The sequence below is a fragment of the Vibrio sp. 16 genome (assembly GCF_963681195.1).
Lineage (GTDB): Bacteria > Pseudomonadota > Gammaproteobacteria > Enterobacterales > Vibrionaceae > Vibrio > Vibrio sinaloensis_D.
The window spans coordinates 2,519,273-2,531,913 of the sequence record NZ_OY808997.1 but is presented as its reverse complement, the minus strand read 5'-3'; the positions used below and the strand labels follow the sequence as shown (position 1 = coordinate 2,531,913).

Here is a 12,641-nt window from a genome sequence, read left to right as displayed (position 1 = left end):
AATGGCTACAAAAACAGCAGACTACATTTGGTTTAATGGTGAAATGGTTCCTTGGGCGGAGGCAAATGTACACGTTTTGACTCACGCGATGCACTATGGAACGTCAGTATTCGAAGGTGTACGTTGCTACAACACACCCAAAGGCCCAATTGTCTTCCGCCATCTAGAGCACGCAAAGCGCCTTAAAGATTCGGCAAAAATCTATCGCTTCCCAATCCCATACACGGTTGAGGAGATCATGGAAGCAACGCGTGAAACACTGCGTCAAAACAAACTTGAAAGCGCCTACATTCGTCCACTGGGCTTTGTTGGTAATGTAGGTCTAGGTGTATGCCCGCCTGTCGGCACTGAAATGGATCTGATCATTGCGGCTTTCCCTTGGGGGTCTTACCTAGGTGAAGAAGCACTAGAGAAAGGCGTAGACGCGATGATCTCTAGCTGGAACCGCGCAGCACCAAACACCATTCCTACCGCAGCAAAAGCGGGGGGTAACTACCTATCATCACTACTTGTCGGCGGTGAAGCCCGTCGTCACGGTTACGACGAAGGTATCGCGCTAAGCGTTGATGGTTACCTATCTGAAGGTGCGGGCGAAAACATCTTTGTGATTAAAGATGGTGTTATCACCACGCCACCAGCAACCAGTGCAATCCTGCCGGGTATCACTCGCGATTCCATCATGACAATCGCTCGTGATCGCGGTTATGAAGTTCGTGAAGCAAACATTGCTCGTGAAGCACTTTACCTAGCAGATGAAGTCTTTATGACCGGTACAGCAGCAGAGGTCGTTCCTGTTGCCACTATCGATAAGATTGAAGTCGGCACAGGCAAACGCGGCCCAATCACCAAAGAGCTCCAAGAAGCTTACTTCGGCCTATTCAATGGCACTACAGAAGATAAATGGGGTTGGCTCGATTACGTGTACCCACAAGACGCAGAAAAAGCTTAAAAAGCACCGGCAAATATAGGAAGTAACACAATGCCAAAATACAGATCAGCAACCACAACACATGGACGCAATATGGCCGGTGCGCGCGCTTTATGGCGTGCGACAGGTGTCAAAGACGAAGATTTCGGTAAACCGATCATCGCCGTGGTGAACTCATTCACCCAGTTTGTACCAGGCCACGTTCACCTAAAAGATATGGGCCAATTGGTTGCAGGTGAAATCGAAAAAGCGGGCGGTATCGCCAAAGAATTTAACACCATCGCCGTTGATGATGGTATCGCAATGGGTCACGGCGGCATGCTGTACTCACTGCCTTCACGTGAGCTTATCGCAGATTCGGTAGAGTACATGGTCAACGCACACTGCGCCGATGCCATGGTATGTATCTCTAACTGTGACAAAATCACTCCGGGAATGCTGATGGCGTCAATGCGCCTAAACATCCCAGTAATCTTTGTCTCTGGCGGTCCAATGGAAGCGGGTAAAACCAAGCTTTCTGACCAAATCATCAAGCTCGACCTTGTTGATGCGATGATCCAAGGCGCAGACCCGAAAGTCTCAGACGAGCAGAGTGAGCAGATCGAGCGTAGTGCGTGTCCGACTTGCGGTTCATGTTCAGGCATGTTCACAGCAAACTCGATGAACTGTCTAACAGAAGCGCTAGGTCTTTCTCAGCCAGGTAATGGCTCAATGCTAGCAACGCACGCAGACCGTGAGCAGCTGTTCATCAACGCGGGTAAACGCATTGTTGAACTAACTAAACGTTACTACGAGCAAGACGATGAATCTGCATTGCCACGCAACATCGCAACGTTTGATGCGTTTGAAAATGCGATGGCACTCGATATCGCGATGGGTGGATCTACCAACACTATCCTTCATCTACTCGCGGCAGCGCAAGAAGGTGAAGTTGACTTCGATATGGAAGATATCGATCGCCTATCTCGCCAAGTTCCTCACCTATGTAAAGTGGCGCCATCAACCCAGAAATATCACATGGAAGATGTACACCGCGCTGGTGGTGTCATGGCGATCCTTGGTGAACTGGACCGCGCAGGCCTACTTCATAATCAAGCTCGCACGGTACTTGGCTTGTCCATGAAAGAGCAACTTGCGAAATACGACATCATCCAAACGGAAGACGAAGACGTATTGAAGTTCTTCCGCGCAGGCCCTGCTGGTATTCGTACCACTAAAGCGTTTTCACAAGATTGTCGCTGGGACCGTCTTGATGATGACCGCGCTGAAGGTTGTATCCGTTCCATCGATAACGCGTTCTCACAAGAAGGTGGCTTAGCAGTGCTTTCAGGCAATATCGCCCTTGATGGCTGTATCGTTAAGACAGCGGGTGTTGATGAAAGCATCCACAAATTCACCGGACCTGCGGTGGTATTTGAAAGCCAAGAAGATGCGGTTGAAGGCATCTTAGGCGGCAAAGTCAAAGCCGGTGATGTTGTAGTGATTCGTTATGAAGGCCCTAAAGGTGGTCCGGGAATGCAAGAAATGCTCTATCCAACCACTTATCTAAAATCGATGGGTCTTGGTAAAGAGTGTGCACTGCTGACGGATGGCCGTTTCTCGGGTGGTACATCAGGTTTGTCTATCGGTCACGCTTCTCCTGAAGCAGCAAATGGCGGCGCAATTGGTCTGGTAAAACAAGGCGATATTATCGCGATTGATATTCCAAACCGTTCAATTTCTTTAGAAGTTTCTGAACAAGAGCTTGAAGAGCGCCGTGCAAAACAAGACGAGTTAGGCTGGAAACCAGTTGACCGTCAACGTGAAGTTTCATTTGCACTAAAAGCGTACGCAAGTATGGCGACCAGTGCAGACAAAGGCGCTGTACGAGATAAATCTAAGCTAGAGGACTAGCTTATGACTCTGACAAACCAAACTGGCGCAGATTATCTGCGCCAGATATTAAGAGCTCCAGTCTACGAAGTGGCAACGGTAACGCCACTTCAAGAGATGCCTCGCTTAGCCGCTCGCATTGGCAACAATGTACAAATCAAACGTGAAGACCGCCAACCGGTGCACTCGTTCAAGCTGCGCGGTGCGTACAACATGGTAGCAAGCCTCACGGATGAGCAAAAAGCAGCAGGTGTAATTGCAGCATCAGCAGGTAATCACGCTCAAGGCATGGCGCTGTCTGGCACCAAGCTGGGGATTAAGACCACCATTGTGATGCCAAAAACCACCCCAGACATCAAAGTCGAGGCGGTGCGCGGTTTTGGTGGTAACGTGGTGCTGCACGGTAGCAACTTTGATGAAGCTAAAGCCGAAGCAGAGCGCTTATCTGCTGAGCATGGCTACACCTTTGTGCCCCCATTCGATCACCCACTTGTGATTGCAGGTCAAGGGACGATTGGTATGGAGATGCTGCAGCAAAATGGCCATCTCGATTACATCTTCGTGCCTGTCGGTGGCGGCGGTCTTGCTGCAGGTGTTGCGGTACTGGTGAAACAGCTGATGCCTGAAATCAAAGTGATTGCGGTTGAGCCTGAAGATTCTGCTTGTCTAAAAGCAGCACTCGATGCGGGCGAACCTGTGGTGCTTGACCAAGTCAGCATGTTTGCCGACGGTGTTGCGGTAAAACGCATCGGTGAAGAGACGTTCCGTTTATGTCAGCAATTCATCGATGGTCATATTTCGGTATCCAGTGATGAAATCTGTGCAGCAGTCAAAGATATCTTTGAAGATACTCGTGCGATTGCTGAACCTTCTGGTGCGTTAGCTTTGGCGGGATTGAAGAAGTTTGCCGAGCAAAACGAGCTTAAGGGTCAGAATCTAGGTACGGTTTTATCAGGGGCCAATACCAACTTCCACGGTCTACGCTACGTTTCTGAGCGTTGTGAACTGGGTGAAAAACGTGAAGGCTTGCTGGCAGTGACGATTCCTGAACGTCAGGGCGCTTTCTTTGAGTTCTGCAATCTCATTGGCGGCCGAGCGGTAACGGAATTTAACTACCGTTACAACGATGATGCGTTAGCCAATATTTTCGTCGGTGTCCGCCTGCAAGGTGGCCAAGATGAGCTAAACCACATCATTCACGATCTACGTGACGGAGGCTACCCAGTGGTTGACCTCTCCGATGACGAAATGGCAAAACTGCACGTACGCTACATGATTGGTGGTAAGCCTTCCAAGCCTCTCAAAGAACGTTTGTACAGCTTTGAGTTCCCAGAGTACCCAGGAGCGCTACTGAAGTTCTTGAGCACGCTCGGGACACACTGGAACATTAGCTTGTTCAACTATCGCAATCACGGTGCGGATTATGGTCGTGTCCTATGTGGTTTTGAGCTTGATGAATCAGACTTATCACGCTTCTCAGCACATCTGCGCGAACTTGGTTACCAGTGCAAGGACGAAACCGACAACCCGTCATACAAGTTCTTCCTCTCTTAACAATCTTAGAGCCAGTCAATCGACTGGCTTTAATTTTTATTGCAGCATTGCCACAGAATGCGTGATACGCATAGATATAATGCTAAAGTTTCATTTTAGTCATACCCAAATTAGGTCTACACTCATAACCAGTTTTTAAATTGCTGCTCTATTTGTGGAGATCACTATGTTTAACGCACTGATTCTAAACCAAGAAGAAAAACGTACTATCGCAACCATCGAACAGATCGATGAAGCGCAACTGCCGGAAGGCGAAGTACTGATCGATGTGGACTACTCATCACTAAACTACAAAGACGGTTTAGCAATCACAGGTAAGGGAAAAATCATCCGTAACTTCCCTATGGTACCGGGTATCGACCTCGCGGGTACGGTAGTGAGCTCAGTCGATGACCGTTACCAAGCAGGCGACAAAGTTGTGCTTACTGGTTGGGGTGTGGGTGAGAACCACTGGGGCGGCATGGCACAGCGTGCACGCCTAAAAGCAGATTGGCTAGTGCCACTACCAAAAGGTATCGACAGCAAAAAAGCCATGATGGTCGGTACAGCGGGCTTCACGGCAATGCTGTGTGTTCAAGCCATCATTGATGGTGGTGTGAAACCAGAAGACGGTGAAATCCTAGTCACTGGCGCAAGTGGTGGTGTTGGCTCAGTAGCAGTGACGCTTCTATCAACACTAGGCTACAAAGTGGCAGCAGTGACAGGCCGCATTGAACAGAACGGTCCACTACTTGAAAAACTTGGCGCGAGCCGCATCATTGAGCGTGGCGAGTTTGAAGAGCCAGCGCGTCCACTCGAAAAACAAGTTTGGGCAGGTGCGGTTGATACCGTTGGTAGCAAAGTGCTCGCGAAAGTTCTCGCTCAAATGGATTACAACAGCGTAGTTGCAGCGTGTGGTCTGGCTGGTGGCTTTGACCTACCAACAACAGTAATGCCATTCATCCTACGTAACGTGCGCTTACAGGGTGTGGACTCGGTCATGTGTCCAACAGACAAACGAATCGCAGCATGGGAAAAACTGGTTGAGCTACTTCCAGAGAGCTACTTTGAGCAAGCATGTACCGAAGTTGAATTAGCCGAAGCACCAAAATACGCAGAAGACATCACTAACGGCCAAGTCACGGGTCGCGTTGTGATTAAGCTGTAATAAACGCTACAAAGAAAAAGAGCCAGCACCTGTAATGCTGGCTCTTTTACATTTAGTCCAATCCAATGTCGTCAATGCGTTTAGCAATCAAGCGACTGCACTCTTCCTTTACAATTCCCCGCAACCACTCTTGAGCCGGAGAGTGCTCACAGCGTGGGTGCCAAATCATTGAGTAGTCAAACGGCGTAAACTGAAATGGTAACGGCTTGATGACTAAGTCGTAACGCTCTGCGACTAGATACGCTAAGTCAGCGGGTACGGTAATAATGATAGGCATGGTATCGACAATCGCTAATGCCGCTTCCAAATGATAAGCACGCAGCACCATCTTACGCTTTGGCTGATCGACCAGAGCCCCCTCAATTAACGCTTTCACTCCATCACTGATTGCGATCATCGCGTGCGGATAAGTCAGATAATCCGCCAAGCTCATTTCTGCGTCCGCTAAAGGATGCTGTTTAGAGAGCAAACAAAGCACCCCCACTCGGCCTAAGATCTCGCTACGCAGAGGCTCAACAGGACCAATCGGGCGACAAATGGCTAAATCGGCATTCTCGTAAGTGAGTTGGTCTGCCAATCTGTCATGCTGCAAGGGTAAAAAGTTAAACGAGACATTTGGCGCTTCTTGATAAATACGCGGCAAGGCAAACGGCAATATGGTTTGCATCGCGTAATCGGTCGTGGCGATAGTAAAGGTCTGATCGCAGCTTTGTGGATCGAACTCCAACGGTGACAGCAACTGACGCAATGACTCTAGCGGTTCTCCCAAAGACCGATCAATTTCCAGTGCTTTTTCGGTCGGAATCAAATGTTGTCCTTGGCGGGTAAAGAGCGGGTCTCCTAACATGTCACGCAACCGCCCCAGCACTCGACTCATCGCCGATTGGCTTAGATTTAAACGGTTTGCCGCTTTGCTTACACTGCATTCTTCGATTAAAACTCGCAGTGCCACCAGCAAATTCAGATCACGACGATAGATGTCTTCTAGTTCCACGTTCTGCCAAGGTCATTAAAATGGGATGCGCTATTGTACCTTTTTCAGGCAAAAAAAATCCCGCTTTTCAGCGGGGAAGCCCAAGAAAACTGGGGATAGTGTCGGAATGTAGTTGAGTGTAGTGGCAAGTGCGGTCAATAGTTGGAAGTCTATTGACCGTTCTCATGCTCTTCAGATGCACTCGGCCAGCGGTGCATCTCGAGCCAAATCCCTACGACCGTCGCGCCCATACCAAGTAACGGCATAAATGACGACGATTCAGATGGTGAACGTAAAACAAGAGCGCAAAAGGAAATAAAACACAGCACTGAATAGATTGTTAGCCGATCTAAAGCTGTCATAATATCTGCTCTCCGTTTTAAATGTTACCAACTTGTTAACTAAGTTAAAACAAAATGATCACTTTGCCAAGGGGTTATTGAATATTTTTTCTTCAGCAGTATCATCTAGGCCCAATTGAGGTAAAACAGATATGACCATGACATTCAATCCAGAACAGGCAAATAAAACACTAGAGGCAGAAGGATTACGTTGCCCAGAGCCAGTAATGATGGTCAGGAAGACAATTCGAACTATGCAAGATGGGGAAGTTTTGTTGGTCAAAGCAGACGACCCATCAACCACTCGAGATATCCCGAGTTTCTGTCGCTTTATGGATCATCAATTAATTGGTTCTCAGACAGAGGCGTTACCCTACCTGTATCTCATCAAGAAAGGGCTTAGCTAGACTAACCGCCGGATCGCACTTCATCGATTCACCACACAATTAGTCAGTTTTTCATTTTTCCTCCCTTCTAAGCTAGCAGCATTAAGGGAGGAAATTTTATGCAACGTAATCATTCCATTGATGCCATTCGCGGCACTTTGCTGCTGATCATGTCCGTTAACCACTTTATTTGGCTTACTGTGGGGTGGACAGAGATTCAATACTTTACTCTTCAACCGCTCGGGCAAGTCGGGGCTGCGGAAGGCTTTATTCTCATTTCAGGCCTGATGGTTGGGCTAATATACTCGGCCTATGATCGCCAAGTGACCCGCCAAAAACTGTTCCGCAGAGCCAAGCAACTCTACTTCTATCACATGGCAGCGATTGTCGGTTTACTGATCATCGCGTCGCTACAAATTGCGCTGGAACCTTCGATTCAAGCCTTTTACAACAAGATATTTCCTGGCCTAATGGAGAACAAACTGCTTGCGGTCGCGGCGAGTGCCACCTTGATTCACAAGCCGGCGTACTTCGATATTTTGCCCATGTACATTGTTTTCCTGCTACTTGCTCCACTTGTCCTGAGCCAGTTGCAAAACGGTCGCACGGCCCAAGTGCTGATCGTCAGTGTTTTGCTCTGGCTGTCGAGTCGAGTGATAAATCTGTCTGAGTGGCTCACTCCATATTTCCCCGACAGCGAACTCAATACTGGCTACTTCAGTTTACTGGCTTGGCAGTTGATATTTGTAATTGGCATCACCTTGGGATACTACGCAAAGTACCAGCCGATAAACTGGTTTAAATATCGCGCTGTCACGGTTGCCGTAGCTATCATCGCGACGATCATTTTCTTTCTCAATCGCAACGTATTGGCCGAGTATGGCATCCACTATGGAACGCTGTATGAACTTGCAGATAAGCCGCTCATCGGCTGGCTAAGAGCCTTTAACTTGTTGCTGTTAGTCTACTTATTTTCTTGGCTGTTGCACTGCAAACCCAATGCGCTCGCCTTTAAGCCACTGGCCCTTCTTGGCCGCTATTCCCTACACGTTTTTACTTGGCACTACGTGGTGATTTTTGCTTTAGCACCGTTTGCATTAGGTCACTTTAACTTCCAGCCAAATTTCAACCTCTGCTTAGTTGCTGTCGCATTGTTGCTCTTTATTCCACCACTCATTAAACAGCGACAACAACAGCTCAATACATTAAATCTGACAAGGAGTTCCTAAATGAAAAGAAAACTGATTGCCCTAATGGTGACCTCTATTGCCTTAATCGGGTGTAACGAGAGTGAAGAAGTCACCGTAGATGCGAGTAAAAAGCATGATCTGCAAGTGACTGTCACAGGTATCACCGAAGAGGGCGGAAATCTCTATATTGGAGTACGGGATAAACACAGTAATGTGGTCGCGGAGCATATGGCGCAGGCAGTAGCAGCATCGTCATCAATCCTGCTTGAGCAAATCCCTGCTGGAGAGTATGACATTTTTACTTTTCAAGATATTGACGGGAATAATGAACTGACCATGGCCGGTATGATGCCAAAAGAGCCGCTTGGCTACTCTGGCAATAACATTCTGACAGGTCCACCCCAGTTCTCTTCGACCAGTTTTAAACTGACTCAAAATAGCGAACAAACCGTCACGTTGTTTGATTATCGCTAACGCTTAGAAACCGGGATAAGCAGTTCAATACACCACTCTTGTCCCGGTAATTCGTCTGCTCGGGTTATCCACTCAAACCCTTGACGCAATACATACCCCACTTCGTGTAGGTGAGAGAAGTAAAGGCTATCAAGGTCTTCGCCAATTTTTGCCAAGCTTCCTTGCAAAACACACTTTAAGATCATGCCCGACTCTACACCGTTTGTACTGCCACCTTCTGGGGTAATCCGGCTCACACGGTAATCGTGGTTAGGCGCATAATCCGAGCTCATTGGTCGCCCAATCAGCCACTTTTCAGCGCCGGAGTTTAGCTTGGGTAATGATGCTCGAAAGTGGTTTAACACAAACGCTAAGCGCTGGTATTTCTCCACACAAGTCTGTGGAATATCCGCCCCTTCAAGGCGACCAGAGAAAGATTGCCCTTCCACTCGAGTAAGCAATTGAATCGACGAGGGCAGCGTTACTGGGCCTGCAAAACTTCTGAGTTCGACCCAAAACACCAACTCTCCTTCGCTATCCATTTGCCAAATGTAAGGTAAACGCTTAAGCGTCAGTTTACGTGGGATACAAAAGACTTGGTTGAGGTAGACAAATAAGGCCTTTAGAGGTGGGTTGTGGGACAATTGAAAACGCCACATTTTACGCTGTGGCAGGTCGATCCGCGCTATAGGATATGGGGACTCCTCTTTCTCCCCATTGCACACCGCCAGCATCTGAAATTGACCGGACCTTACCGAACAATTATTACGATATTCCAACGCATAGTAGTCCCGTGCTTCATGTTGCCAGTCCGCAGTCGCCTCAACAAACGTTTGCCACATCTGCTCAACTTTATCGCCAGTCTCTTTCTCATCAAAAAAGACCGAAGCAAAATCACTGACCACGCCATAAAAGGTATCCGCAGGGAAGATCACCTCCTCAGGTGGACAAGATTGCATTCGCTGAAAAAACGTTAAGTAGCTGATATCAATTGGCGGCACACCGAAGTACTTGGCCAAGGTTGGGTTGCGTTTAAAGTGCTTTGGAGAGATGAGGAAGTTTTGTCTAACAGCGCGATACAAGGCTTCTTGCGATTCAAACCCATAGTCGAGCGCAATATCGAGCACATTTCGCTCTGAACACGCCAGCGCCTTCATCGCTAACGTCAGCAACCGCAAGCGGTAGTAACGCCCCAGAGGAATCCCCGTATAACGCTTAAATTCATGCTGAAGATGCCATCGACTGACGTTTAAAGTGTCAGCAAGTGCGTTGATCTCAAGCTTGCACGGTAAGCGAGTTTCAACGGCTTCAACAATACGTAAAATAAAACAAAACTGGCGCATAACGCTAGTTGTAACAGCCCCTTAGAGCAGAGCAACAGCCTTACCGAGAGTTTACGTTTCACTTCAAAAATTGGACAAAAAAAGCAGCCTGACGGCTGCTTTCAATTATTCATCATATTCTAAGGTGCGGACTTCCGATTGGAGCTTATTGATCTGTTTTCTCATCGCTCTCATCTCCTCATGCATAGGAATAATGTGTGCGACGCGAATCCACGCCTCTACCGTCAACCCAGTTAAAATAAACGTCCCGGCGACAATGGGTAACCACATGTCGGTGAGTACCATTGCTAGTAAGCATAAGGCGAGACCAAAGGTGAACAAATAACTCTGACTTTTTGGGGTCATCCCCATGTAACGTGTAAGCATAAACTAGCCCTCTCGCTATCATCCACAAGATTAAATTAGCATGACAATTGTGACACTAATATGTCAGCGATCACGACTTCCACCGAATCTATTCAATGCGTCACGAAACTTGCTTTCTCATTGAAAAATAAAGGCCCTAATCGAAATCAGGGCCTTGAAGGTTGGGGGTATCTTGCCCCTAGCTACGAGGCTTTAAGTCAAGCACATGCAGTAAGCGCTCAGGTGTGCCTTCCCAAATCATTGGGCGCCCTTTCGGATTATCCGCATTCCACCAGCCGGTAAAGCGGGTCGTATTGTATTGGTAGAAGTTCGGCCCAGACAAAACAGGAACCGTGACCTGATTTTCAGCAATGGTCTTTTGGATTGAGTGAGCGATGGCTCTCTGCTCTTTAATATCAGCCGTCTTATAGAAACTGTCTAACAAGTTATCTAACTTTTCACTCTTCCAGTGGTGCATGGCAAATCGTGGCATTCCTTCCGATGCTTGCAAGCGTGAGTGATAGCCACTGTCCCAATATTTGTGTGGCGTCGGTCCATGGAAATAGTTGGTATACGCAATGTCGTAGTCCGCCCCTAACATACTCTTGTTGTAGATTGAAAAATCAGGCGTACGTGCTTTGACCTTAATCCCAACACTGACGAGCTGCTCTGCGGCCAGCATGACCGTATTATTGAAATCGGTCCATCCTTGCGGAGACTGAATACTCAACTCAAATTTGTCACCCGACGGAGACTCAACAAAGCCATCATTGTCGATATCTTTATAACCTGACTTGGCAAGTAACGCTTTGGCCTTCTCAGGCGAGTAAGTCATAAATGGCTTGTACTGGTTATGCACTTTTTCATCTGACCAAGCTTCAAACGCGTAGCCCAAACCAGAAGCAAAGTCATTCAAGACCGCATTTCCGTAGTTAGCGATGTCAATCAGTGTCTGACGGTCGATCGCCATAGAGAAAGCACGACGGAAGTTAATATCGTTCAGCACCGCATGTTTGACTTTATCTTTCGATGCATAGTTAAACATAAATGCTTGAGTCCCTGCGGGTGGATACCAGTAACCATGGTGGCTTGACGCTTTCATGTAGGTTTGGTCAATATCAGGAACAAAAGAGCCAGCCCAGTCAATGCGCGAGTTCATCAACTCTGCAAGTACTTGGTCATTATGATTCATTTGCGGGACGCGTAAGCAGTCGACATCTAGGTTAGCTTGATCCCAATAGTGCGCATTACGACACTGGAGAAATAGTGTTGAAGTGAATTGAGGCAGCTCAGTAAATGGTCCAGTACCAACAGGATTTGGGTTCATGAATGCGGCAGGATCGTCAACGGACTTCCATTGATGCTCAGGAACAACAGGTACTTGAGCGATCTCATAACCGATATTGGTATTCACCTTGTCTAGATTGAAACGCACCAGATATGGCCCTAACTTCTCAACCGACTTAATTTTGCTGTTGATACCACGATCATCGATATTCGGGTTTTTACGCACAAGGTCAAAGGTAAACAACACATCATCGGCATCGAAGGTTTCACCGTCTGACCATTTCACTCCTTCGCGAAGGTCAAAAGTGATACTCAGTAGATCATCACTCATCGTATACCCCGTCGCAAGGCGGTACTCAGGGACATTGCCTTTTAGTTCATTGAAGATAACCAAAGGCTCAAAAATGAAGTCTCGAGCCGTATGCAAACGAGAAACCGCATAAGGGTTGAAGTTTCGAATCAGAGAAGGGTTGTGATTGGGAATGATCGTCAACTTCGACATGTTGTCTAAGTTAGCATCGGCCACAGAATGGGCGGAAAATACTAATGATGACGTAATCAGAGTAGATAGAAGTTTTGTTTTCATGGCAATACCTTACGAGTAGAGATGCATAAAAACTAACCGGACTATCGCTCTGCTTCAATATGAGTAATTTTTGATAAAAAACAGAAAGTTGCAAAAATAACACAAGCAAACACTGTTTAATTATTAAGCAACCACAATTCTATCAAGATAGCGGATCCTTTGCGTGTCATATCATTAAATGACGCCGTGTTTGAAGGAAAATTACCACATATTCCAGTGACATCAACAACATACCA

Annotated in this window: 12 protein-coding genes; 7 read left to right on the top strand and 5 right to left on the bottom strand. The window is 47.4% G+C overall.

The window, feature by feature from the left end:
• Position 1: 1 nt before the first annotated feature.
• The 4 genes from ilvE (at position 2) to U9J37_RS11565 (ending at position 5,501) form a co-directional block, all read left to right on the top strand.
• Positions 2 to 949, top strand: coding sequence for a branched-chain-amino-acid transaminase (gene ilvE, locus U9J37_RS11580; protein WP_005472570.1), 948 nt, complete (start codon positions 2 to 4; stop codon positions 947 to 949).
• Between the two features lie 30 nt (positions 950 to 979).
• Positions 980 to 2,821, top strand: a complete 1,842-nt coding sequence (gene ilvD / locus U9J37_RS11575; protein WP_043886977.1) for a dihydroxy-acid dehydratase — start codon at positions 980 to 982, stop codon at positions 2,819 to 2,821.
• Positions 2,822 to 2,824: 3 nt separating this feature from the next.
• Complete coding sequence (gene ilvA / locus U9J37_RS11570) at positions 2,825 to 4,354, top strand: threonine ammonia-lyase, biosynthetic (protein ID WP_005472468.1); 1,530 nt, start codon at positions 2,825 to 2,827, stop codon at positions 4,352 to 4,354.
• A gap of 166 nt (positions 4,355 to 4,520) precedes the next feature.
• Positions 4,521 to 5,501, top strand: a complete 981-nt coding sequence (locus U9J37_RS11565; protein ID WP_005472498.1) for an acrylyl-CoA reductase (NADPH) — start codon at positions 4,521 to 4,523, stop codon at positions 5,499 to 5,501.
• 52 nt (positions 5,502 to 5,553) lie between these two features.
• On the opposite strand, the gene U9J37_RS11560 is transcribed toward U9J37_RS11565, so the two are convergent.
• Both U9J37_RS11560 and U9J37_RS11555 read right to left on the bottom strand, forming a co-directional pair.
• Complete coding sequence (locus U9J37_RS11560; RefSeq protein ID WP_005472544.1) at positions 5,554 to 6,495, bottom strand: LysR family transcriptional regulator; 942 nt, start codon at positions 6,493 to 6,495, stop codon at positions 5,554 to 5,556.
• A gap of 149 nt (positions 6,496 to 6,644) precedes the next feature.
• Positions 6,645 to 6,839, bottom strand: a complete 195-nt coding sequence (locus tag U9J37_RS11555; protein ID WP_038141338.1) for a hypothetical protein — start codon at positions 6,837 to 6,839, stop codon at positions 6,645 to 6,647.
• A gap of 134 nt (positions 6,840 to 6,973) precedes the next feature.
• On the opposite strand from U9J37_RS11555, the gene tusA reads away from it, so the two are divergent.
• The 3 genes from tusA (at position 6,974) to U9J37_RS11540 (ending at position 8,865) form a co-directional block, all read left to right on the top strand.
• Complete coding sequence (gene tusA, locus U9J37_RS11550; protein WP_038141339.1) at positions 6,974 to 7,222, top strand: sulfurtransferase TusA; 249 nt, start codon at positions 6,974 to 6,976, stop codon at positions 7,220 to 7,222.
• A 98-nt stretch (positions 7,223 to 7,320) separates the two neighbouring features.
• Entirely contained in the window at positions 7,321 to 8,430 is a 1,110-nt protein-coding gene (opgC, locus tag U9J37_RS11545; RefSeq protein WP_005472553.1) for an OpgC domain-containing protein, read from the top strand.
• Entirely contained in the window at positions 8,431 to 8,865 is a 435-nt protein-coding gene (locus U9J37_RS11540) for a DUF2141 domain-containing protein (RefSeq protein ID WP_052131378.1), read from the top strand.
• Here U9J37_RS11540 and U9J37_RS11535 read toward each other — a convergent pair.
• The 3 genes from U9J37_RS11535 to U9J37_RS11525 form a co-directional block, all read right to left on the bottom strand.
• Complete coding sequence (locus U9J37_RS11535; RefSeq protein WP_005472615.1) at positions 8,862 to 10,187, bottom strand: helix-turn-helix transcriptional regulator; 1,326 nt, start codon at positions 10,185 to 10,187, stop codon at positions 8,862 to 8,864. The genes U9J37_RS11540 and U9J37_RS11535 overlap by 4 nt on opposite strands.
• 105 nt (positions 10,188 to 10,292) lie before the next feature.
• Positions 10,293 to 10,553, bottom strand: coding sequence for a hypothetical protein (locus tag U9J37_RS11530; RefSeq protein ID WP_038141340.1), 261 nt, complete (start codon positions 10,551 to 10,553; stop codon positions 10,293 to 10,295).
• A gap of 178 nt (positions 10,554 to 10,731) precedes the next feature.
• On the bottom strand, positions 10,732 to 12,405 hold the full coding sequence (locus tag U9J37_RS11525; RefSeq protein ID WP_043886975.1) for an ABC transporter substrate-binding protein: 1,674 nt from the start codon (positions 12,403 to 12,405) through the stop codon (positions 10,732 to 10,734).
• Positions 12,406 to 12,641: the final 236 nt, after the last annotated feature.

What these genes read in the sequence shown, in the direction of transcription:
- U9J37_RS11530 (WP_038141340.1), bottom strand. Translation starts at nt 10,553, where the DNA reads ATGCTTACACGTTACATGGGGATGACCCCAAAAAGTCAGAGTTATTTG.
- ilvA (WP_005472468.1), top strand. Translation starts at nt 2,825, where the DNA reads ATGACTCTGACAAACCAAACTGGCGCAGATTATCTGCGCCAGATATTA.
- U9J37_RS11540 (WP_052131378.1), top strand. Translation starts at nt 8,431, where the DNA reads ATGAAAAGAAAACTGATTGCCCTAATGGTGACCTCTATTGCCTTAATC.
- U9J37_RS11525 (WP_043886975.1), bottom strand. Translation starts at nt 12,405, where the DNA reads ATGAAAACAAAACTTCTATCTACTCTGATTACGTCATCATTAGTATTT.
- U9J37_RS11565 (WP_005472498.1), top strand. Translation starts at nt 4,521, where the DNA reads ATGTTTAACGCACTGATTCTAAACCAAGAAGAAAAACGTACTATCGCA.
- ilvD (WP_043886977.1), top strand. Translation starts at nt 980, where the DNA reads ATGCCAAAATACAGATCAGCAACCACAACACATGGACGCAATATGGCC.
- U9J37_RS11535 (WP_005472615.1), bottom strand. Translation starts at nt 10,187, where the DNA reads ATGCGCCAGTTTTGTTTTATTTTACGTATTGTTGAAGCCGTTGAAACT.
- ilvE (WP_005472570.1), top strand. Translation starts at nt 2, where the DNA reads ATGGCTACAAAAACAGCAGACTACATTTGGTTTAATGGTGAAATGGTT.
- tusA (WP_038141339.1), top strand. Translation starts at nt 6,974, where the DNA reads ATGACATTCAATCCAGAACAGGCAAATAAAACACTAGAGGCAGAAGGA.
- opgC (WP_005472553.1), top strand. Translation starts at nt 7,321, where the DNA reads ATGCAACGTAATCATTCCATTGATGCCATTCGCGGCACTTTGCTGCTG.